16 protein-coding genes are annotated in these 21,232 nt (G+C 71.5%); 6 read left to right on the plus strand and 10 right to left on the minus strand.

The window, feature by feature from the left end:
• Positions 1–80 precede the first annotated feature (80 nt).
• Positions 81–1,793, minus strand: coding sequence for a glycerol-3-phosphate dehydrogenase/oxidase (locus AMY39116_RS0339815; RefSeq protein ID WP_020423168.1), 1,713 nt, complete (start codon positions 1,791–1,793; stop codon positions 81–83).
• A 151-nt stretch (positions 1,794–1,944) separates the two neighbouring features.
• On the opposite strand from AMY39116_RS0339815, the gene AMY39116_RS44325 reads away from it, so the two are divergent.
• Together AMY39116_RS44325 and glpK are read left to right on the plus strand one after the other, a co-directional pair.
• Positions 1,945–2,949, plus strand: a complete 1,005-nt coding sequence (locus AMY39116_RS44325; protein ID WP_235716323.1) for an MIP/aquaporin family protein — start codon at positions 1,945–1,947, stop codon at positions 2,947–2,949.
• Positions 2,950–2,982: 33 nt separating this feature from the next.
• Positions 2,983–4,485, plus strand: coding sequence for a glycerol kinase GlpK (glpK, locus tag AMY39116_RS0339825; RefSeq protein ID WP_020423170.1), 1,503 nt, complete (start codon positions 2,983–2,985; stop codon positions 4,483–4,485).
• A 960-nt stretch (positions 4,486–5,445) separates the two neighbouring features.
• Here the strand turns inward: glpK and AMY39116_RS0339830 are convergent.
• The 4 genes from AMY39116_RS0339830 to AMY39116_RS0339845 form a co-directional block, all read right to left on the minus strand.
• Complete coding sequence (locus AMY39116_RS0339830) at positions 5,446–6,222, minus strand: VOC family protein (protein ID WP_027936640.1); 777 nt, start codon at positions 6,220–6,222, stop codon at positions 5,446–5,448.
• A gap of 70 nt (positions 6,223–6,292) precedes the next feature.
• Positions 6,293–6,820, minus strand: a complete 528-nt coding sequence (locus AMY39116_RS0339835) for a class F sortase (protein ID WP_020423172.1) — start codon at positions 6,818–6,820, stop codon at positions 6,293–6,295.
• Entirely contained in the window at positions 6,817–7,308 is a 492-nt protein-coding gene (locus AMY39116_RS0339840; protein ID WP_020423173.1) for a hypothetical protein, read from the minus strand. Before AMY39116_RS0339840 ends, AMY39116_RS0339835 begins: the two co-directional genes overlap by 4 nt.
• An 83-nt stretch (positions 7,309–7,391) precedes the next feature.
• Complete coding sequence (locus tag AMY39116_RS0339845) at positions 7,392–8,795, minus strand: NAD(P)H-quinone dehydrogenase (protein WP_020423174.1); 1,404 nt, start codon at positions 8,793–8,795, stop codon at positions 7,392–7,394.
• A 99-nt stretch (positions 8,796–8,894) separates the two neighbouring features.
• On the opposite strand from AMY39116_RS0339845, the gene AMY39116_RS0339850 reads away from it, so the two are divergent.
• Positions 8,895–9,347 carry a gamma-glutamylcyclotransferase gene (locus AMY39116_RS0339850; RefSeq protein ID WP_039792089.1) on the plus strand — a complete coding sequence of 151 codons (453 nt, stop codon included), beginning with the start codon at positions 8,895–8,897 and terminating at the stop codon, positions 9,345–9,347.
• Positions 9,348–9,447: 100 nt separating this feature from the next.
• Here the strand turns inward: AMY39116_RS0339850 and AMY39116_RS0339855 are convergent, their stop codons facing one another.
• The 5 genes from AMY39116_RS0339855 to AMY39116_RS0339875 all read right to left on the minus strand — a co-directional run bounded on the left by AMY39116_RS0339855 (position 9,448) and on the right by AMY39116_RS0339875 (position 16,268).
• Complete coding sequence (locus tag AMY39116_RS0339855; RefSeq protein WP_020423176.1) at positions 9,448–10,743, minus strand: M20 family metallopeptidase; 1,296 nt, start codon at positions 10,741–10,743, stop codon at positions 9,448–9,450.
• A 164-nt stretch (positions 10,744–10,907) separates the two neighbouring features.
• Complete coding sequence (locus AMY39116_RS0339860; RefSeq protein WP_020423177.1) at positions 10,908–11,198, minus strand: hypothetical protein; 291 nt, start codon at positions 11,196–11,198, stop codon at positions 10,908–10,910.
• Positions 11,199–11,240: 42 nt separating this feature from the next.
• The gene (gene meaB, locus AMY39116_RS0339865) at positions 11,241–12,224 is read right to left on the minus strand and encodes a methylmalonyl Co-A mutase-associated GTPase MeaB (protein ID WP_020423178.1); all 984 of its coding nucleotides are present in this window, start codon (positions 12,222–12,224) and stop codon (positions 11,241–11,243) included.
• 4 nt (positions 12,225–12,228) lie between these two features.
• Entirely contained in the window at positions 12,229–14,397 is a 2,169-nt protein-coding gene (scpA, locus tag AMY39116_RS0339870) for a methylmalonyl-CoA mutase (protein WP_020423179.1), read from the minus strand.
• A complete protein-coding gene (locus tag AMY39116_RS0339875; protein ID WP_027936642.1) occupies positions 14,397–16,268 on the minus strand; it encodes a methylmalonyl-CoA mutase family protein in 1,872 nt (623 codons plus the stop codon). Before AMY39116_RS0339875 ends, scpA begins: the two co-directional genes overlap by 1 nt.
• Positions 16,269–16,395: 127 nt before the next feature.
• Here AMY39116_RS0339875 and AMY39116_RS0339880 point away from each other — a divergent pair, with 127 nt between their 5' ends.
• The 3 genes from AMY39116_RS0339880 to AMY39116_RS0339890 all read left to right on the plus strand — a co-directional run bounded on the left by AMY39116_RS0339880 (position 16,396) and on the right by AMY39116_RS0339890 (position 21,125).
• Complete coding sequence (locus AMY39116_RS0339880) at positions 16,396–18,135, plus strand: serine/threonine-protein kinase (RefSeq protein ID WP_020423181.1); 1,740 nt, start codon at positions 16,396–16,398, stop codon at positions 18,133–18,135.
• Between the two features lie 561 nt (positions 18,136–18,696).
• Entirely contained in the window at positions 18,697–19,488 is a 792-nt protein-coding gene (locus AMY39116_RS0339885; RefSeq protein WP_027932495.1) for a purine-nucleoside phosphorylase, read from the plus strand.
• A complete protein-coding gene (locus tag AMY39116_RS0339890; protein ID WP_020423183.1) occupies positions 19,485–21,125 on the plus strand; it encodes a phospho-sugar mutase in 1,641 nt (546 codons plus the stop codon). The genes AMY39116_RS0339885 and AMY39116_RS0339890 overlap by 4 nt, the downstream gene beginning before the upstream one ends.
• Positions 21,126–21,232: the final 107 nt, after the last annotated feature.

The raw sequence follows: 21,232 nt of genomic DNA on the forward strand, positions 1-21,232 counted from the left end.
TCGTCAGCGCTGCCACACCGCCAGCCCGGCCCGACCTCGGCGGCAACCGTCCCGCCGGGTGGCCCCTCAGCCCGGAAACCTCACCCCACCGGGGCGGTCAACCGGGCCCTGGCCTCCGGCGCGCTGGACCGCCGCTCGTCGGCTGCCTCGTCGCTCGGCTGCGTCTGCGAGTCCCGCTCCGCGGCGACCCTCGCGGTGTACACCTCGACCTCGCGCCGGACCGTCTCCTCCGACCAGCCCAGCACGTCCGCGACCATCCGCGCCACCGCCTCGGCGCAATCCACCCCGCGGTGCGGGTACTCGATCGAGATGCGGGTGCGCCGGGCGAGGATGTCCTCCAGGTGCAGCGCGCCCTCGTGGCTCGCGGCGTACACCGCCTCGACCCCGAGGTAGTCCGGGGCGTGCTCGATCGGCCGCAGCAGCTCCGGCTTGCCGTCGCCGAGCGCCAGCACCTCGTGCACCAGCGAGCCGTACCGATCGAGCAGGTGCCGGACCCGGTACGGGTGCAGGCCGTGCTGCGCGGCGAGGTGGTCGGCCTGGTTGACCAGCGCGTGGTAGCCGTCGGCGCCGAGCAGCGGCACCTTGTCGGTGATGGACGGCTGCAACCGGCCGGGCAGGTCGGGCGCGGCGGCGTCGACCGCATCGGCGGCCATCACCCGGTACGTCGTGTACTTGCCGCCCGCGATCGCGACCAGCCCGGGCGCCACCCGCGCCACCGCGTGCTCGCGGGACAGCTTCGACGTCTCCTCGCTCTCCCCGGCCAGCAGCGGCCGCAGTCCGGCGTAGACACCCTCGATGTCGTCGTGCGTCAGCGGCGTCGCGAGCACCGAGTTGACGTGCTCGAGGATGTAGTCGATGTCGTTCTTCGTGGCCGCGGGGTGCGCCAGGTCGAGGTTCCAGTCGGTGTCCGTCGTGCCGACGATCCAGTGGTTCCGCCAAGGGATCACGAACAACACGGACTTCTCGGTGCGCAGGATCAGCCCGGACTCCGACACGATCCGGTCCCGCGGCACCACGATGTGCACGCCCTTGCTCGCACGCACCCGGAACCGGCCGCGGCTGCCGGACAGGCGCTGCAGCTCGTCGGTCCAGACCCCGGTGCAGTTGATGACCGCGTTCGCGTGGACCTCCGTCTCGCGCCCGTCCTCCACGTCCCGCACGCGCACACCGGACACCCGGTCGGCCTCCCGCAGGAACCCGACGACCTGGGTGCTGGTCCGGACCACCGCGCCGTAGTGCGCGGCGGTGCGGGCGACGGTCATGGTGTGGCGGGCGTCGTCGGCCTGCGAGTCGTAGTACCGGATTCCCCCGATCAGGGCATCGCGTTTGAGCGCCGGGACCAGCCGAAGGGCCCCCGCACGGGTGAGGTGCTTCTGCCCCGGCACCGACCTCGCGCCGCCCATCGTGTCGTACAGGAACAGGCCGGCCGCGGTGTAGGGACGTTCCCAGACGCGGTGCTGCAGCGGGTACAGGAAGCTGACCGGCTTCACCAGGTGCGGCGCGATGCGGGTGAGCATCAGCTCGCGCTCGCGCAGCGCCTCGCGGACGAGACCGAACTCGAGCTGTTCGAGGTACCGCAGGCCACCGTGGAAGAGCTTGCTCGACCGGCTCGACGTGCCGGACGCCAGGTCACGGGCCTCGACCAGGGCGACCCGCAGGCCGCGCGTGGCCGCGTCGAGCGCGGTGCCCGCGCCGACCACCCCGCCACCGATCACCACGAGGTCGAACGTCTCCGCACCGAGCCGCCGCCAGGTCTCCTCCCTCGCCTCCGGCCCCAGCTTCGCCTCAGTCACTCCGGTTCCTTCCCTCGTGAACGTCCGCTGCACCCACCCAGCATGACACGTTTCCGCACGTCCTCACCGCGCAAGCGCTTGTCGTCCGGTCGGCGGGCGAGCACCATGTGACGTTCGGGACAACGTCGTCTCGCGCATTGGGAGGTGTGTCATGACCGACCGGACAGCCCGTCCCTGGACGAGGATGCGGCAGACCACGGCGGGTGAACTACTGGCCGAGTTCCTCGGCACCGCGATCCTCATCATCCTCGGCTGTGGATCCGTGGCCGTGGCCGTGGTCGGCCTGCCGGGCTCGGGCCGCCAAACCGTCGACTTCGGGCCTGCCAACTGGTTGATCATCGCGTGGGGCTGGGGTCTCGCGGTGGTCTTCGCCGTCTACGTGGCGGGCGGGGTCAGCGGGGCCCACATCAATCCGGCGGTGACCCTGGCCTGGGCCATCCGCCGCAAGTTCCCCTGGGCGAAGGTCCTGCCCTACTGGGCGGCCCAGGTGGTCGGCGCGTTCGCCGGCGCGGCCGTGGTCCTGGCGGTGTACCACAACGCGATCGACGCGTTCCTCGCGTCGCAGAACCCCCCGACGGGCCGGGACGGTTCGGTGGGCACGTTCTCGATCTTCGCGACGTTCCCCGCGGAGTACTTCGGCAACGGTGTGTGGGGGCCGCTGGTCGACCAGATCGTCGGAACGGCGATCCTCGTCGCCATCATCGCGGCGATCATCGACGCCCGCAACCAACCCCCGTCGGCCAACCTCGCCCCGTTCGTGGTCGGCCTGGTCGTGGTCGCGATCGGCCTCACCTACGGGACGAACGCCGGGTACGCGATCAACCCGGCCCGCGACCTCGGGCCACGGCTGCTGGCGTTCTTCGCCGGGTGGGGTGATGCGGCCTTCCCAGGCAACGGGGAGTGGTTCAGCTCGTACTGGTGGATTCCGATAGTGGGACCGCTCGTCGGCGGTGTGGTCGGTGTTCTGGTCTACGACTTCTTCATCGGCAGCGTGCTGGCTGTCCGTCCGGCGCCGGGTGCTGAACCGACGCCGCCGCCCGGCCGGGTTCCCGGCTCCGCCGACGGCGACGCGGGTGACGGCGCCCGGTCCGAGGGGGACGTTCTGCCCGAGACGGACCAGACCCGGTCCGGGCGGCAGGTGCAGCGATCCGAGTAGCCCACAGGCAGGCAAATCAACGGGAGGAGTCCCATGGCCTCATATGTCGCCGCCATCGACCAGGGCACCACATCGACGCGGGCGATGATCTTCGATCACTCCGGCCGGGTGGTCGCCGTCGAACAGAGGGAGCACGAGCAGATCTTCCCGCAGGCCGGGTGGGTCGAGCACAACGCGGAGGAGATCTGGGAGAACACGCGCGCGGTCACCGCGGGCGCGCTCGCCAAGGCCGACCTGCAGGCCGGGGACATCGCCGCGGTGGGCATCACGAACCAGCGCGAGACGGCGCTGGTGTGGGACCGGAAGACGGGCAAGCCGGTCTACAACGCGATCGTCTGGCAGGACACCCGCACCGACCGGATCGTCGACCAGCTCGGCGAGCTCGGCGGTGGCCAGGAGCGGTACCGGCCGAAGACGGGTCTGCCGCTGGCGACCTACTTCTCCGGGCCGAAGGTCAAGTGGATCCTGGACAACGTGGAGGGCGCGCGGGAACGCGCCGAGGCCGGCGATCTGGTGTTCGGCAACATGGACACCTGGACCGTGTGGAACATGACGGGCGGCCCGGACGGCGGGGTGCACGTGACGGACCCGACGAACGCCTCGCGCACCCTGCTGATGGACCTGGACACGCTGAGCTGGGACGAGGAAAACGCGGCGGACATGGGGATTCCCCTGTCGATGCTGCCGGAGATCCGGTCGTCGTCCGAGGAGTACGGCAAGGTGCGCCCGCGTGGCGTGCTGTCGGGTGTGCCGATCGCCGGCATCCTCGGTGACCAGCAGGCCGCGACGTTCGGGCAGGCGTGCCTGTCCCCCGGCGAGGCCAAGAACACCTACGGCACCGGCAACTTCGTGCTGCTGAACACGGGCACGGAGAAGGTGATGTCGGAGAACGGCCTCCTCACGACGGTCTGTTACAAGATCGGGTCGAACGACACGGTGTACGCGCTGGAGGGTTCCATCGCGGTGACCGGTTCGCTGGTGCAGTGGCTGCGGGACAACCTCGGGATCATCCGCAATGCGGCCGAGATCGAGGAGCTGGCGCGCACGGTGGAGGACAACGGCGGGGCGTACTTCGTGCCGGCGTTCTCCGGCCTGTTCGCGCCGTACTGGCGGTCGGACGCGCGCGGCGTGATCGCCGGGTTGACGCGGTACGTGAACAAGGGGCACATCGCGCGGGCGGTCCTGGAGGCGACGGCGTTCCAGACGCGCGAGGTGATCGAGGCGATGAACGCGGACTCGGGCGTGCCGCTGAAGTCGCTGAAGGTCGACGGCGGGATGGTCGTGAACGAGCTGTTGATGCAGTTCCAGGCCGACATCCTGGACGTCCCGGTGATCCGCCCGGTGGTGGCGGAGACGACGGCCCTCGGCGCCGCATACGCCGCCGGCTTGGCGGTCGGTTTCTGGGCGAGCGAGGACGACATCCGCAACAACTGGGCCCAGGACAAGGAGTGGAACCCGTCGATGGACGCCCAGCACCGCGAGGCGCAGTACCACAACTGGAAGAAGGCGGTGACGAAGACCTTCGACTGGGTGTAGTGACGGCGGCGGCGCGCGTTTCCTTGCCACAGCAGGGTTTTCGCCGGGAGGCGCGCGCCGCACTCCGGTGCGCTCCGCTCGCGACCGGTGCACTCGGCCCGCTCCGCACTCCGGTGCGCTCCGCTCGCTCCGGTGCGCTCGGCTCGCAACAGGTGCGGTCGGCTCACGACCGGCCACTCGGCTCACGACCGGTACGGTCGGCTCGCTCCGGTGCGCTCGGATCGCGCCCTGCGGTGAGCGATGGCAGGGCGGGGCGGCGCTGGGCCGCCGCGGGCCGCGACCGGGCGCGGCGGGAAGCTGACGCAGGGCACGCGCTCGGCCCGCAACAACCTCACGCGACCAGCACGGCGCTGCGATCCGCCGCGACGCAACCTCACGCAGCCCGAGCTCAGCACCGCGACTCGGCCCGCAACAACCTCGCGCGCCCAGCATGGCGCTGCGATCCGGCGCGAACCAACCTCGCGCAGCTCGAACTCAGCACCGCGACTCGGCCCGCAACAACCTCCCGCGACCAGCACCGCGCTGCGATCCGCCGCGACGCAACCTCACCCATCCCGAGCTCAGCACCGCGACTCGGCCCGCAACAACCTCCCGCGACCAACACGGCGCTGCGATCCGCCCCGACGCAACCTCACCCATCCCGAGCTCAGCACCGCGACTCGGCCCGCAACAACCTCCCGCGACCAGCACCGCGCTGCGATCCGCCCCGACGCAACCTCACGCAGCCCGAACTCAGCACTCCGACTCGGCTCGCAACAAACTCCCGCGACCAGCACGGCGCTGCGATCCGGTCCGAAGCAACCGTGCCTCAGCCCGAGTTCGGCGCTGCGACTCTGCGCGCAACAACCTGCGCGGCCCCAGCGGGACCGTCCGCCGCGCAGGCGCAAGACTCAGCTCATCGAAAACCTCGGCATCCCCTCCCCGACCGAAACCCCGACCGAAACCCCTACCGTCCTCCGCTCAGGACTCCACCGCGATCAGCGTGAACGGCACCCCTTGGTCGTCCAGTACCTGGGCCATTCGCCCGTACGGTGAGTCCTGCGGCTCGGTCATCCGGCGGCCGCCAAGGGACTCCGCTTTCGCCAGCGCCTCGTCGGTGTCCGTCACTCCGAAGTAGACTGACCAGTGCGGCGGCACCTGCGCCGGGACCTCCGGCGGCAGCTGTCCCAGCCCGCCGACCGTCCGGTCGTCCACGTTCAGCGCCGCGTAGACGAAGCCGTCTGCGGACAGGTCGTCGAAGCGGTAGCCGAACACTCGGCCGTAAAAACCTTTCGCCGAGTCGAAGTCGCGTGTCATGCACTCGTTCCAGACCAGCGTGCCCGGCACGTTCGCGATTCCCGCACCGATGTGACCCTTCGCCTGCCAGAGGCCGAACGCCGCGCCCGTCGGGTCGGCCGCGATCGCCATCCGGCCCGAATCGCCGACCTCGCCGGGCGGCAACAGCACCTGACCGCCTGCCTCGCTGATCTTCGCGGTCGTCTTGTCGACGTCGGCGACCGCCAGGTACGTCGTCCACGCCGCGCCCTGGTCGTCCACCGCGGGTGGTAACGGGCCGACCGCGGCTACGGCTCTGCCCTCCAGCGTCGCGATCGTGTAGTGCCCGTACTCCTCGCCCTGGTCCTCGAACCGCCAGCCGAACAGCCCACCGTAGAACTCGGCCGCCCGCTTCGGATCGGCCACCATCAGGTCGACCCACGCCGGCGTGCCCTCGGGCCAAGCGGTGTCGCGCAGAGTCATCTCGAACATCCCTTCCACCAGGAGTTGTGCCAGTGGTCACAGTCTGGCACCCACCCCCGACAAAAACGGGTCAGCCGAGAACGGCGTACACGATCACGTTGTCCCGATAACTGCGCGCCGCCCGGTCGAACTCGCCGCCGCAGGTGATGAGCCGCAGCTCCGGGCCGGCCGTGTCGCCGTACACCGCGGCCGTCGGGAAGTCCGCCTTCGCCACCCGCTCCACGCGGGTCACCACGAAACCCGCCCGCGAACCGTCCACACGCGACACCTCCACCCGGTCACCGGGCGAGAGTTCCTCCAACCGCGCGAAAATCCCCGGCCGCCGGTTGCCGTCGACGTGCCCGAGCACCACCGCGGGCCCGCGTTCCCCCGGCGCCGGGCCGTGTGAATACCAGCCCGCCTGCTCTGGCGAAGTCACCGGCGGCGTCTCCACCGTCCCGTCCTCGTTGAGCCCCAACGGGATCAGCGTCGAGCGCGCCCCGATCGCCGGGATCTCCACGGCAGCGGGAGCCGCGACCGGCCGGGCCTGCTCCGGCGATGCGGCGCAACCGCACAGCAGGAGCAGGCCCAGCACCGCGGCGAACGCCGCCCGGATCACGGCGCCAGCGACCCGTCACCGGTCTGCGGCGCGCCCCGCGGCACGACCCGCGTCTGCCCCGGGCTCTGGTCCGCCTTGCCCGGCGCGGGCGACGAATCCCGCTCGAGCACGGTGAAGTAGACGGTCACCGGTTCCCCACCGCAGTGGAACGACACCGGATAGGAGCCTTCCGGCACGTCGCGGATCACCGTCTCGGCGAACAACGCCCACGGCTGATGACCCTCCGCGTTCGCCGCAAGCGGTTGCGTCACCCGCAGGGCTCGAGTGGTGAGTGGACTGGCTTCGGCGTCGCACGCGGCGGCGACCGAGACCTGCTCGCCGGCGTGCCCGCTGTACGCGGACAGCTTCAACCAGACGGGCATCGGCGCCGAAGTGGTCTCCTCCGCCGAGCTGGTTTCCTCCGGCGAAGTGGTGGTGGTCTGCGCGAACGCCGGCGTGGCGGCGACCAGGGTCGCGAAGAAGCCGGCGGCGATGGCGGTTGTTCTCATGGCGGCCTCACGGCGGTAGAGCTGATGGCCCTTAAGGCGCGCCGCCGGGTGCCGGGGTTGGCCCTCGACACCCAACCGTGACGTCAGTCCAGGTCGTCGTGCCGCATCAGCTGCCGCGCGGCCTCCGTGATGGAGCCGGACAGCGACGGGTACACCGCGAAGGTGAGCGCCAGGTGGTCGACCGTCAGCTGGTTCTGCACGGCCAGCGCGATCGGCAGGATCAGCTCGCTCGCCGTCGGCGCCACGACCACGCCGCCGACGATCACACCGGTCGCCGGACGGCAGAACAGCTTCACGAAACCGCGGCGCAGACCCTCCATCTTGGCCCGCGCGTTGGTCGCCAGCGGCAGCATGATGGTCCGGGCAGGCACCTCGCCGGAGTCGATCGCGCTCTGGCTGATGCCGACGGTCGCGATCTCCGGGTGGGTGAACACGTTCGCGGCGACCGTCTTCAGCTTGATCGGCGCGACGCCCTCGCCGAGCGCGTGCCACATCGCGATCCGGCCCTGCATGCTGGCCACCGACGCGAGCATCAGCACACCGGTGCAGTCGCCGGCCGCGTAGATGCCGGGGACGCTGGTGCGGGACACGCGGTCGACCGTGATGAACCCGCCGGGGCCGGGCTCGATGCCGACCCGCTCCAGGCCGATGTCCTTGGTGTTGGGCACCGAGCCGACGGTCATCAGCGCGTGGGTGCCCTCGATGACGCGGCCATCCTGCAGGTGGACCTCGACGCCCTTCTCGGTGCGCTCGACCCGCTCCGCGCGCGCATGCTTGACGACGGTGTTGCCGCGCTGGGCGAACACCTCCTCCAGCACGGCGGCGGCGTCCGCGTCCTCGTGCGGCAGGACGCGGTCGCGGCTGGAGACGAGGGTGACCTTGACGCCCATCTCGGTGTAGGCGGAGGCGAACTCGGCGCCGGTCACGCCGGACCCGACCACGACCAGGTGCTCGGGCAGTTCCGGCAGGTCGTAGAGCTGACGCCAGTCGAGGATGCGCTCGCCGTCGGGCACCGCGCCCGGCAGCACGCGCGGGGTGGCGCCGGTGGCGATCAGGACGACGTCGGCGTCGAGCACGTCGACGTCGCCGGTGGCCTTCGTGACGCGCACCTTGTGGGTGGCCAGGCCGGGCTCGTCGTCGTCGAACCGGCCCTCGCCGGTGAGGACTTTCACACCTTCGCGCTGCACGCGGGCGCGGATGTCGGCGGACTGGGCGAGCGCGAGGCCCTTGACCCGGCCGTGCACGGTGCGCAGGTCGACGCTCGTGTCGGCCATGTCGGTGATGATCCCCAGCTCACCGAGGCCGTGCATGTTCGCGCGGGCGCCGGAGGAGGCGATGAACGTCTTCGACGGGACGCAGTCGTAGAGCACGCAGGCGCCGCCGAGCCCGTCCTTCTCGACGATCGTGACGTCGGCGCCGTGCTGTGCGGCCACCAGCGCCGCCTCGTAGCCCGCCGGTCCGCCGCCCATGATCACGATCCTGGTCACGTGGTCTCCTCCTCCTTACGCGCACCTCATCCACAACCTTAGGCCGCGACACCTGGAGTACGTCCGGTCGGGTGAGCGATGGGCGGCTAGGCTGTGCGCGTGCCGTTGTATGCCGCCTACGGGTCCAACATGGATCCGAATCAGATGATGGAGCGGGCGCCGCATTCGCCCATGGCCGGCACGGGCTGGCTGGAGGGGTGGCGGCTGACCTTCGGAGGCGAGGACCTCGGCTGGGAAGGCGCCCTGGCGACCATCGTCGAAGACCCGGGCTCCCGGGTCTTCGTCGTGCTGTACGACGTGACGCCGCTGGACGAGGCCCGGCTGGACAGCTGGGAAGGCGGCGAGCTGGGCATGCACAACAAGATCCGGCTCCGCGTGCAGACGATGGACGGCTCCGCGCTGGCCTGGCTGTACGTGCTGGACGCCTACGAGGGCGGTCTGCCGTCGGCCCGGTACCTGGGCGTGCTCGCCGACGCCGCCGAGGCCGCGGGCGCGCCGACGGACTACGTGGACGACCTGCGCACCCGCCCCTGCCGCGGGATCACATCCTGACCCCGGCTTGTCCACAGCCCCTGTGGACAACCGCCGGCCCTGTGGACAAGCGAAGGCCGGCGAGCGTCGCCCAGACGCTCGCCGGCCTTGTTCGTGCTGGTCAGGCCAGGGCGGCCAGCGCGGTGTGGACCAGGACGCGGACGCCGACGTGCAGCGCGCGCTCGTCCAGTTCGAAGGTGGGGCGGTGCAGGTCGCGCTGGTCGCCCTCGCCGGACCACACCCCGAGGCGGCAGAAGGCGCCCGGCACGTGCTCCAGGTACCAGGCGAAGTCCTCGCCGCCCGACGACTGTTCAGTACCGGTCACCGCATCGTCGCCGAGGGCCGCCTCGATGCCGGCGCGCAGCAGCGCCGTGCTGTCCTCGTCGCCGACGACCGGCGGCACCCCGCGGCGGTAGTCCAGCTCGAAACCGACCCCGTAGGGCGTCAGCAGCGACTCCACCGACGAGCGGACGAGCGGCTCCAGCGCCTTCCACACCTCGTGTTCGGCCGTCCGTAGCGTGCCCCGCAGCACGCCCTCCTCGGGCACCGCGTTGGCGGCCTGCCCGGCGTGCACCGCGCCCCACACCAGCACGGTGCCGGAGCGCGGGTCGACCCGCCGGGACAGCAGCGACGGCAGCGAGGTGATCGCGACGCCCAGCGCGTGCACCAGGTCGGCGGTCAGGTGCGGCCGGGAGGTGTGCCCGCCGGGCGAGGTCAGTCGCAGCTCGATGAGGTCGGCGGCCGACGTCAGCGCGCCGACGCGGGTGCCGATCTTGCCGACCTCGACCCGCGGGTCGCAGTGCAGGCCGAAGATCCGGTCGACGCCGTCGAGACCACCCGCGGTGATCACGTCGAGCGCGCCGCCGGGCATGACCTCCTCGGCCGGCTGGAAGATCAGCCGCACGCGTCCGGGCAGCTCGGGCGCCGACGCGAGGGCCTTGGCCGCGCCGAGCAGGATCGCGGTGTGCGCGTCGTGCCCGCAGGCGTGCGCCGCGCCGTCCACCGTCGACGAGTAGGGCAGGCCGGTCGCCTCGGTGAGCGGCAGCGCGTCGATGTCGGCCCGCAGCGCGACGCAGCGGTCACCCGATCCGACGTCGCACACCACACCGGTGCCGCCGGGCAGGATCTCCGGGCTGAGACCGGCCGAGCGCAGGATGTCGCAGATCAGCTCGGTGGTCGCGAACTCGTGACGTGCCAGTTCCGGGTGGGCGTGGATGTGGCGGCGCCAGGCGACCAGGTCCGTGCCGCCGCGCTCGAGCCACTCGTCCAGCCAGAAGGGGCCCCGGCCCGCACCGAGATCGGTCACGGGAGCCATGCTGACGCCGTCCGCCGTGATCAGCGCGTCCGACGCCTCGAACGAGGTAGGGCGACCACCGTGATCACCGGGCACCTCCGGGCGGGAGTCCAGCACGGTCACGCCGCACCTCCATACACACCGAGAACTACGTAACCCATTTGACGCAATCCTGCACCATGCAAGGAGCAATCTTCGAACCGGATCTCACGCTGGGCGACGGCCGGTAGTGGATCTGCGGCGAGCGGCACTACGGAATACGGCGTAACCGAATGCGCCGCGTGTGGTCAGCTGGAGGCCTTGCGCTTCTTGCGCCGCACGCTCCGTCCCCAGAGGACGATGGCGGCGAGCACGGCGGCGAGCACCCCGACGATGATCTTGTTCTTCGTCTTCTCCTGGTTGGCCTTGCTGTTCTCGTCGGGGTTGATGCGCGGCCCGGGGTCCGTGGTCTGCTGCGCCACCACGTCGGCGGCGGCGTGCACGGCCACCGGCGCGGCGAGCGCGGGCGCGGTGGGCACGGCGAACGTGACCATCGTCGTCAGCATCAGACCCGCCAGCACGGCACGCACCTTGACCATGCTGCCCAGTGTGCCGGTTCGGTTACCCGTCAACAAGGAGACTCACGCGGAGAAGGCGTCCAAGATCTTCTGCGCGGCCAGCGTGGCGGTGAGCCTGCCCTCCCGGACGTCCTCCTCGACCTCGGGTACCAGCGCTTTCACGCCCGGGTGCTCGGCGAGGCGGGCCTGCAGCTGTTCGCGCACCATGGCCCAGGTCCAGTCGACCTGCTGCTGCTTGCGCTTGCGGTCCAGCTCGCCGGATCCCTCAAGCGTTTCCCGGTGCCGCTCGATCTGCTGCCACACCGTGTCCAGGCCGATGTCGTTGAGCCCGCTGCAGGTCAGCACCGGCGGCGCCCACGCCGCGTCCGGGCCGTAGATCATCCGCAGCGCCCCGGCCAGTTCCCGCGCGGCGCGCTTGGCGTCGCGCTCGTGCTCGCCGTCGGCCTTGTTCACCGCGATCACGTCGGCGAGCTCCAGCACGCCCTTCTTGATGCCCTGCAACTGGTCGCCGGTGCGGGCCAGCGTCAGGAACAGGAAGCAGTCGACCATGTTCGCCACGGTCACCTCGGACTGTCCGACGCCGACGGTCTCGACCAGCACGACGTCGTACCCGGCGGCCTCCATCAGCACGATCGTCTCGCGGGTGGCGCGGGCGACGCCGCCGAGCGTGCCGGACGTCGGCGACGGCCGGATGAACGCGGCCGGGTCGTTGGCCAGCCGCGCCATGCGGGTCTTGTCGCCGAGGATGCTGCCGCCGGTCCGCGTCGACGACGGGTCCACGGCCAGCACCGCGACCCGGTGGCCGGACTCGGTCAGGTCGGTGCCGAGCTGGTCGATGAAGGTCGACTTGCCGACCCCGGGCACGCCGGTGATCCCGACGCGCCGCGCGCCACCGGCGTGCGGCAGCAGCTCGACCAGCAGCTCCTGGGCCAGCTGCCGGTGGTCCGGCCGCTGGGACTCGACCAGCGTGATCGCCCTGGACAGCGTGCCGCGGTCGCCCGCGAGCACACCCTTGGCGTAGGCACCGACGTCGATCTTGCGCGGCAAGGGCTCAGGACTCCCGCTGCTCGAGCTGGTCGAGCAGGTCCAGCGCGGCGTCCGCGATGACCGTGCCCGGCCCGAAGATCGCCGACGCGCCCGCGGCCCGCAGCTCGTCGTAGTCCTGCGGCGGGATGACGCCGCCGCACACGATCATGATGTCCTCGCGCCCGAGCTGGGCCAGCTCCTCACGCAGCGCGGGCACCAGCGACAGGTGACCGGCGGCCAGCGAGGACACGCCGACGACGTGCACGTCCGCCTCGATCGCCTGGCGCGCGACCTCGGCCGGCGTGGAGAACAGCGGGCCCACGTCGACGTCGAAGCCGAGGTCGGCGAACGCCGTGGCGATCACCTTCTGGCCGCGGTCGTGCCCGTCCTGCCCCATCTTGGCGACGAGGATGCGCGGACGGCGCCCCTCGGCCTCGGCGAACGCCTCGACCCGCGCGCGTGCCTTCTCCACGTTCCCGGATTTCCCGACCTCGTCGCGGTACACCCCGGAGATCGTACGAATCTGCCCGGCGTGGCGGCCCCACACCTTCTCCAGCGCGTCGGAGATCTCGCCGACGGTCGCCTTCGCGCGGGCCGCGTCGACGGCCAGCTCCAGCAGGTTGCCCGAGCCTTCCGCGGCCGCGGTGAGACGGCGCAGCGCGTCCTGCGTGGCGTCCTCGTCGCGCTCCTCGCGCAGCCGCCGCAGCTTCTCCAGCTGCTGCGCGCGCACCCCGGCGTTGTCCACCTTGAGCACGTCGATCTGCTGGTCGTCGACCACCTGGTACTTGTTCACGCCGATCACCGGCTGGCGGCCGGAGTCGATCCGCGCCTGGGTGCGGGCCGCGGCCTCCTCGATGCGCAGCTTCGGGATGCCGGCGTCGATCGCGCGGGCCATGCCGCCCGCCGACTCGACCTCGCTGATGTGGCCCCACGCCTTGCGCGCCAGGTCGTAGGTCAGCTTCTCGACGAACGCGCTGCCGCCCCACGGGTCGATCACGCGCGTGGTGCCGGACTCCTGCTGCAGCAGCAGCTGGGTGTTGCGGGCGATGCGCGCGGAGAAGTCGGTGGGCAGGGCCAGCGCCTCGTCGAGCGCGTTGGTGTGCAGCGACTGCGTGTGCCCCTGGGTCGCGGCCATCGCCTCGACGCAGGTGCGGATGACGTTGTTGAACACGTCCTGCGCGGTCAGCGACCAGCCGCTGGTCTGGCTGTGCGTGCGCAGGGACAGCGATTTCTCGGACTTGGGCTCGAACTGCTTGACCAGCTTCGCCCACAGCAGCCGGGCCGCCCGCAGCTTGGCGACCTCCATGAAGAAGTTCATGCCGATCGCCCAGAAGAAGGACAGGCGCGGCGCGAACTTGTCGACCTCCAGGCCCGCGTCGATCCCGGCGCGGATGTACTCGACGCCGTCGGCCAGCGTGTACGCCAGCTCCAGGTCGGCGGTCGCCCCGGCCTCCTGCATGTGGTAGCCGGAGATGGAGATCGAGTTGAACCGCGGCATCCGCTGCGAGGTGTACGCGAAGATGTCGGAGATGATCCGCATCGACGGCTGCGGCGGGTAGATGTAGGTGTTGCGGACCATGAACTCCTTGAGGATGTCGTTCTGGATGGTCCCGGCCAGCTGCTCGGGCCGCACGCCCTGCTCCTCGGCCGCCACGATGTAGAGCGCCATGACGGGCAGCACCGCGCCGTTCATGGTCATCGACACGCTCATCTTGTCCAGCGGGATGCCGTCGAACAGCTGCCGCATGTCGTAGATGGAGTCGATCGCCACGCCCGCCATGCCGACGTCACCGGCGACGCGCGGGTGGTCGGAGTCGTAGCCGCGGTGGGTGGCCAGGTCGAAGGCGACCGACAGGCCCTTCTGCCCGGCCGCGAGGTTGCGGCGGTAGAAGGCGTTGGACTCGGACGCGGTGGAGAACCCGGCGTACTGGCGGATCGTCCACGGCTGGTTGACGTACATCGTCGGGTACGGGCCGCGCAGGAACGGCGCGATGCCCGGGTACGTGCGCAGGAAGTCCAGACCGGCGGTGTCCTCGGCGGTGTAGAGCGGCTTGATGCCGATGCCCTCGGGGGTTTCCCAGGTCAGGGCGTCGGCGCCCTTGCCGGTGCTCGAGTGGAGCGCCTCGGCCCAGCCGGTCTGACTGCCCGGGTCGGGGATGCCGAGTTCGACGTCGGTGAAGTCGGGGATGGCCATCACTTCACTCCCAGCGTGTCGAGGATGGCGGCCAGGGCAGCGAGGGCGTCGCAGCCCGCGTGCACGTACGTGTCGACGCCCGGGTACTGCCCCTTGCCCGCGAGGATCACCCGCCTGGCGCCGGCTTCCTTGAGCTGCTTCGCGGTGTCCGCCGCGTGCTCGGCGTAGAGCTTGTCGGTGCCACACAGGCAGGCGACCGTCGCGCCGCTCTCGCGGAAGGCGGCGACCACGTCCTCGACCGCGCCCGGGTTGAGCGGTTCGATGCCGCCGGCCTGGAGGAGGTTGGACGCGAAGGTCGCGCGGGCGGTGTGCGCGGCGACCGGGCCGAGCGTGGCGAGGAAGACCTTCGGCCGCTCACCCGTCTCGGCGAGGTGCGCGTCGGAGCGGTCCCGCAGCTCCTCGTAGGCCTGCGCGTACCGCACGCGCGGCAGCCCGCCCTCGTCCACAACGGACGGAGCCGGGGTGCGCTCGACCGGTTTCTCGTGCAGGTCCGGGAACTCGCTGACGCCGGTGATCGGGTCCTTGCGGGTGGCCAGGCGCTTCTGCCGCGCCGCCCAGGTCTCCGCGAGCCGGGCCGCGAGCGCGCCGGAGTCCAGGACCGCCTCGATGCCGCCCTGCCGCTCGATCTCGGTGAACTCGCGCCAGGCCGCGTTGGCCAGCGCGTCGGTCAGGTTCTCCACGTACCAGGAGCCGCCTGCCGGGTCGATCACGCCGGACAGCTTCGATTCCTCCAGCAGGATCGACTGGGTGTTGCGGGCGATCCGTCGGGAGAAGGAGTCGGGCAGCCCGATCGCGAAGTCGAACGGCAGGACGGTGACCGCGTCCGCGCCGCCGACACCGGCGGCAAAGCAGGCGACGGTGCTGCGCAGCATGTTCACCCACGGGTCGCGGCGGGTGAACATCGCGGGCGAGGTGACGGCGTGCTGGCGCATGCCGCGGCCTGCGGTCGCGCCGGACACCTCGCACACCCGCGCCCACAGGCGGCGGGCGGCGCGCAGCTTGGCGATGGTGAGGAACTGGTCGGCGGTCGCGGCGAAGCGGAACTCGAGCTGGTCGGCGGCCGCGTCCACGCTCAGCCGGGCGTCGGTGAGGGCACGCAGGTAGGCCACCCCGGCGGCGATGGCGGCGCCGAGTTCCTGCGCGTCGGAACCGCCCGCCTCGTGGTAGGGCAGGGCGTTGACGACCAGCGTGCGCAGCTTCGGGTGCTTGGCGGACAGGCGGGCCGCGAGCGCGGCGGCGGGGGCGGTGTCGTGCGGCCGGCCGGTGCGGGCACGCAGGGCGATCGGGTCGGCGCCTATGGTCCCGGTGACCTCGCTGTCCGGGATGTTCTTTTCGGCGAGCAGCCCGAGCAGCGCGTCGGCGGCGGCCTCGTAGTCGGCGCCGGGGTCGAGCACGATCGGCGCGAGGTCGAGGTAGACCTCGTTGAGTGCGTCGGCGAGGGCGTCCAGTGGCAGTGCGTCACCACCGACGCGCAGCCACACCGAGGAGGCGCCGTTCTCCAGGTCGGCGAGGACGGCCTTGTTGGTCTCGGCCGCGTCGGCGCCGCCGTGCAGGACGCGCACGTCCCAGCCGGTGTCGACGTTGCCTTCGGCCCGCGCGCCCCGCACGTACGGGGGCAGGCCGGGGAACCCGGCGGGCGCGGCGGCGTCGTCCGCCGTGTAGAGCGGCTGGATCTCGATGCCGTCGTAGGTCTTGCTGGTCAGGAGGCTTTCCGGGGCGCCGTCGAAGTCCTCCGGCAGCACTCCGCTCTTCGTCAGCACCCCCGCCACGAGGCGTTGCCAGTCCTCGTGCCGCGGCGTCCCGAACTCGGCGGCGAGGGCCAGCTCGTCCGGTGAATCCGGGGTGGGCGCCGTTGTCCCAGCCTGAGTCATAGGTCTGATGGTAGGGGGCGGGCAAGGGGCGCGATTGTGACTCTGCTCGCGGCCCGGCAGCGCCCGCAGTCACCGAGCGCGCATCCGCAACAATGGTGCCGTGGCGAGTTCGAGCGAGGAGACCAGGGTGGTGGCCGGGCGGTACCGGCTGCGCTCCGTGCTGGGCTCCGGCTCGATGGGCACGGTGTGGTCGGCCTACGACGAGTTCCTGCACCGGCCGGTCGCGGTGAAGGAGATCCTGCTGCCGCCCGGGGTCACCGCGGGCCAGGCGAACGAGCTGCGTGAGCGGACGCTGCGCGAGGCCAGGGCCATCGCCGTGCTGTCTCACCCGAACGTGATCACCCTGCACGACGTCGCACGTCAGGACGGCGAGCCGTTCGTCGTGATGGAGCTGCTGCCGTCGCACAGCCTCGCCGAGCTGATCCGCGACCACGGGCCGCTGTCGGTCGAGCAGGCCGCCGCGGTAGGTGACGCGGTGGCCGCGGCGCTGGGGGCCGCGCACAACGCGGGCATCACGCACCGTGACGTGAAGCCGGGGAACGTGCTGGTCGCGGAGGACGGGCGGATCAAGCTCACCGATTTCGGCATCGCCCGGAACGTGTCGGACGCGTCGATGACCCGTACCGGGATGACGCTGGGTTCGCCGGCGTACATCGCCCCGGAGGTGGCTTCCGGCAAAGCCGTCACCCCGGCCGCGGACCTGTGGGGTCTGGGCGCGACGTTGTTCTGCGCGGTGGAGGGCCACCCGCCGTACGACGCGGACGGCGACCCGCTGGAGACGATCGGGAAGGTCGTGAAGGGCGAGGTGCCGCGGCCGTCGCCCGGTCCGCTCGCGCCGTTGATCACCGCGTTGATGGCGAAGGAGCCGCGGGACCGGTTGCCGCTGGCGCAGGTGCGGCGGCAGTTGTACCCGATACTGGAGAAGGCGCCGCGGGTCCTGTTCGGACCGGAGATGTTCGCCGCGGCGAGCGGTCAGCGCGAGGAGGCCACCGACACTCGGGAGATCTCGGCGAGCCCGGTGCTGGAGGACGGTGCCGCGGAGGCGAGCGGTGAGCTGGCGGCCGATCCCGGTCCCCTGCCGTTCGGCCCGCCCCGCGCGGAGGCGAGCAACGAGCTGGCCGCCGATCCAGGGCCGTTGCCGTTCGGGCAGCCTCGTCCGGCCGACACGCTGGCCGCGCCCCGCCCGGCTGCCACGCTGGCGGCACCGGCCACGGCCGGCCGCAGCACTACGGCGACGGTGTTGCTGGTGGTGGCTTCGCTGGTGCTGTTCGTGGCCGCCGCGTTCGGCGGTTTCGTCGCGGCGCGGGTGATCGGGGCGCAGCCGGTGGCGCCCCCGTCGCGGGACGAGACGTCCGCGCCGTCGGTCCCGCAGCCCACGGTCTTCGAGCGGCGCACGGGCGAGGCGTCGAGCGTCAAGGGAGCCCAGGACGGCACCTTCACGGTCGACGTGCCTGCCGACTGGACGCGGTTCACGAGCTCCCAGGCCGGCGACGACCTGCCCCTGTCGACGCTGGTGCAGTTCGTCTCCGCGGACGGCTCGCAGATGCTGGCGGTGAACCACTTCCCGAAGTACTTCCCCGGCAACGACATCGCCGACTACGTCAAGGCGCTGGAGAAGAGCCGCTCGAACGGCGAGTTCAAGCTGGTCAACCAGGCGAAGCTGGCCGAGCAGGACGGCCTGACGATGATGTACCGGACGATCGACAGGGCCCCCGCGGGATCCGTGAGCCGCACGACGTACGCGAAGGTGTTCAAGCAGGGCACCAGCCTGTGGGCAGTCAGCGTGACGGTGCCGACGGAACAGGAAGAGACCGCGAAGACCGCGCTCTACGACCGCATCCTGCCCACCTTCCAGGTGACCGGCTAACAGCGGCAGCAGCAGGCCCGCCCCCAACCGCCAGCCGGCAACGCGAGAAGACCGACTACCCCAACCAGACCTCCCCCGCCCCCGACCCACAGCCGATCTTTAGTCGCCGACCAGCCGTGTCAAGGCACGCTTTCCCGCCTTGACACGGCTGCTCGGCGACTGAAACACACTCAGGCATCGGGGGCGGGGGAGGTCGGAAGGTGACCTTTCGAGCGCCGTGAGGCGCACCCGCCCGCAGGGCGGACTCCCCGCCGCGCGACAGCGCGGGTTTAAAGATCAAGAGATAGTCCTCGCCGGACGGGCAGGCTCCGGGATGACCAGGGGACCGTTGTCGTCTCACCTCGGGTGGGTGGTCGCCGGGTGGTCATCCCGTCGCCTTCCGGTTTGTGCATATCACCTTGAGCCAGGGCCGCAAGGTTGGCATGTTCGGCCGCCGGTTGGCAGCGCAGGTTGCGGCCCTGGCTCAAGGTGATCGCGCCGGTGTCAGGCGACGGGATGACCACCCAGCTTCTTGGGTTGGGTTGGGGCACGGCGGCAGCGCACCGCTGGGAAGATGGGCCCATGACCGAACAAGATGTGGCGTCGGCTGCTGCCGCCACCATCGCGGAGCGCACCGGGTTCGCCAAGCACGACATCGCAGTGGTGCTGGGCTCCGGGTGGCGTCCCGCGGCGGACGTGATCGGCGAGCCCGAGGCGGAGATCCCGCTCGGTGAGCTGCCCGGCTTCGAGACCCCGACCGCCGTCGGGCACGGCGGCACCGTCCGCTCCGTGGACGTGGACGGCAAGCGCACCCTGGTGCTCCTCGGCCGCACCCACCTGTACGAGGGCAAGGGCGTGGGCCGCGTCGTGCACAACGTGCGCACTGCCGCCGCCGCGGGGGTGAAGTCCGTTCTGCTCACCAACGCCGCCGGCGGGCTGCGCGACGACTACCAGGTCGGCCAGCCCGTGCTGATCTGCGACCACCTCAACATGACCGCGACCTCCCCCATCACCGGCGCGAACTTCGTCGACCTCGTCGACCTGTACTCGCACCGCCTGCGTGACCTCGCGCGCGAGATCGACCCGAGCCTCACCGAGGGCGTCTACGCCGGCCTGCCCGGCCCCCACTTCGAGACCCCCGCCGAGATCCGCATGCTGCGCACGCTCGGCGCCGACCTGGTCGGCATGTCGACCGTCCTCGAAGCGATCGCCGCGCGCGCCGCCGGTGTCGAGGTGTTCGGGCTGTCCCTGGTGACCAACCTGGCCGCGGGCATGACCGGCGAACCGTTGAGCCACCAGGAGGTCCTGGAGGCCGGACGCGCGTCGGCCGAGAAGATGGGCACCCTGCTGCGCCGGCTCGTCGCGCGCGCATGAGCCGCCTCACCCCCGAACTCCGCGACCGCGCGATCCGCTGGATCGCGGACGACGTCGACCCGGCCGCGCGGCAGGAGTTGCAGGCCGTGCTCGCCGCTGCGATGAACGGCGCCTCCGACGCGGTGACCGACCTTGCCGACCGGATGGCCGGTCCGCTCGAGTTCGGCACCGCCGGGTTGCGCGGCCCCGTCCGGGCCGGACCGAACGGCATGAACACCGCCGTCGTCGTCCGCACCACCGCCGGGGTCGCGACCTGGCTGACCGCGCACGGCCACGCCGGCCGGATCGTCGTCGTCGGCCGGGACGCCCGGCACGGCTCGGCGGAGTTCGCGACCGCGGCGGCCGAGGTGCTGCACGCGGCCGGGTTCGACGTCCGGGTCCTGCCCCGCCCCCTGCCGACGCCGCTGGTGGCGTTCGCGACGAAGCACCTCGGCGCGGCCGCGGGCATCCAGATCACCGCGTCGCACAACCCGCCCGCCGACAACGGCTACAAGCTCTACGACGACGTCGCGATCCAGATCGTGCCGCCCGCCGACGCCGAGATCGAAGCCGCGATCGCCGCCGCTCCCGGCGCGATCAGTGTGCCCCGCAAACCGGGTGCGACGGTGCTCGGCGACGAGATCCTCAACGAGTACCTGTACCGGGTTTCCCAGGTCCCGCGGTCGCCGCACCGCGGGCTGCGGATCGCCGCGACCGCCCTGCACGGGGTCGGCGCCGAGGTCCTGCGTGAGGCCCTGTCCCGGGCCGGGTTCACCGACGTGCACCTGGTGGCCGAGCAGTCGGCGCCGGACGCGGACTTCCCGACGGTGTCCTTCCCCAACCCGGAAGAGCCGGGCGCGACGGACCTGCTGCTCGCGCTGGCCGCGGAGGTCGACGCCGACCTCGCCATCGCGCTGGACCCGGACGCGGATCGCTGCGCGGTCGGTGTGCCGGACGCGACCGGTGAGTGGCGCATGCTCCGCGGGGACGAGACCGGGGTCCTGCTCGGCGAGTACGTCCTGTCGACGACGAGCAACCCGGACCCGCTGGTGGCGACGACGATCGTGTCGGCCGCCATGCTGGGCGACATCGCCAGGGCTCGCGGCGCCCGGTATGCGGAGACGCTGACCGGCTTCAAGTGGCTCACCCGCTCCGGCGAGGGGCTGGTGTTCGCCTACGAGGAGGCGCTGGGGCTGTGTGTGAACCCGGACTTCGTGCGGGACAAGGACGGCATCGCCGCGGCGACCCTCGCCTGTGATCTGGCTGCGAAGCTGAAGGCCGAGGGCCGGTCGCTGCTCGACGAGCTGGACCGGCTGGCCGTCGCGCACGGGGTGTACGTCACGGACCAGGTGTCGTTGCGGGTGACGGACTTGTCGGTCCGCGGGCAGCTCATGGCACGCCTGCGGAAGTCGCCGCCGACCGAGCTGGCCGGCGCGGCCGTGGAGATGGCGGACCTGTTGCCGGAGACGGATGCGTTGCGCATCGCCGGCGGCGGGTTGCGGGTCGTGATCCGCCCGTCGGGCACCGAGCCGAAGTTGAAGTGCTACCTGCAGGTGACGCGGCCGGTGCCGGATGAGGCGGCTCTGGCTGAGGTGCGAGTGGATGCGACGTCGACGATGGCGGCGTTGCGCGCCGACGTGGAGGCTCTGCTGGCTTGATCGTCCGGTGCTGTCCTCTCATTCGGGGCAGCACCGCACCACAAAAAGCTCGAGGCCCCGGGAGAACTTTTCACAGTTCTCGACCGGGGCCTCGAGTATCAAGTTAA

Origin of the sequence: Amycolatopsis sp. ATCC 39116, assembly GCF_000231075.2 — a bacterium.
In the GTDB taxonomy this organism is placed as follows: Bacteria; Actinomycetota; Actinomycetes; order Mycobacteriales; family Pseudonocardiaceae; genus Amycolatopsis_E; species Amycolatopsis_E tucumanensis.

Excerpts from the sequence above, each read along its gene's own strand:
- scpA (WP_020423179.1), bottom strand. The coding sequence starts at position 14,397 with ATGGCCATCCCCGACTTCACCGACGTCGAACTCGGCATCCCCGACCCG.
- AMY39116_RS0339890 (WP_020423183.1), top strand. The coding sequence starts at position 19,485 with ATGAGCCGCCTCACCCCCGAACTCCGCGACCGCGCGATCCGCTGGATC.
- AMY39116_RS0339885 (WP_027932495.1), top strand. The coding sequence starts at position 18,697 with ATGACCGAACAAGATGTGGCGTCGGCTGCTGCCGCCACCATCGCGGAG.
- AMY39116_RS0339875 (WP_027936642.1), bottom strand. The coding sequence starts at position 16,268 with ATGACTCAGGCTGGGACAACGGCGCCCACCCCGGATTCACCGGACGAG.
- glpK (WP_020423170.1), top strand. The coding sequence starts at position 2,983 with ATGGCCTCATATGTCGCCGCCATCGACCAGGGCACCACATCGACGCGG.
- AMY39116_RS0339830 (WP_027936640.1), bottom strand. The coding sequence starts at position 6,222 with ATGACTCTGCGCGACACCGCTTGGCCCGAGGGCACGCCGGCGTGGGTC.
- AMY39116_RS0339840 (WP_020423173.1), bottom strand. The coding sequence starts at position 7,308 with ATGAGAACAACCGCCATCGCCGCCGGCTTCTTCGCGACCCTGGTCGCC.
- AMY39116_RS0339860 (WP_020423177.1), bottom strand. The coding sequence starts at position 11,198 with ATGGTCAAGGTGCGTGCCGTGCTGGCGGGTCTGATGCTGACGACGATG.
- AMY39116_RS44325 (WP_235716323.1), top strand. The coding sequence starts at position 1,945 with ATGACCGACCGGACAGCCCGTCCCTGGACGAGGATGCGGCAGACCACG.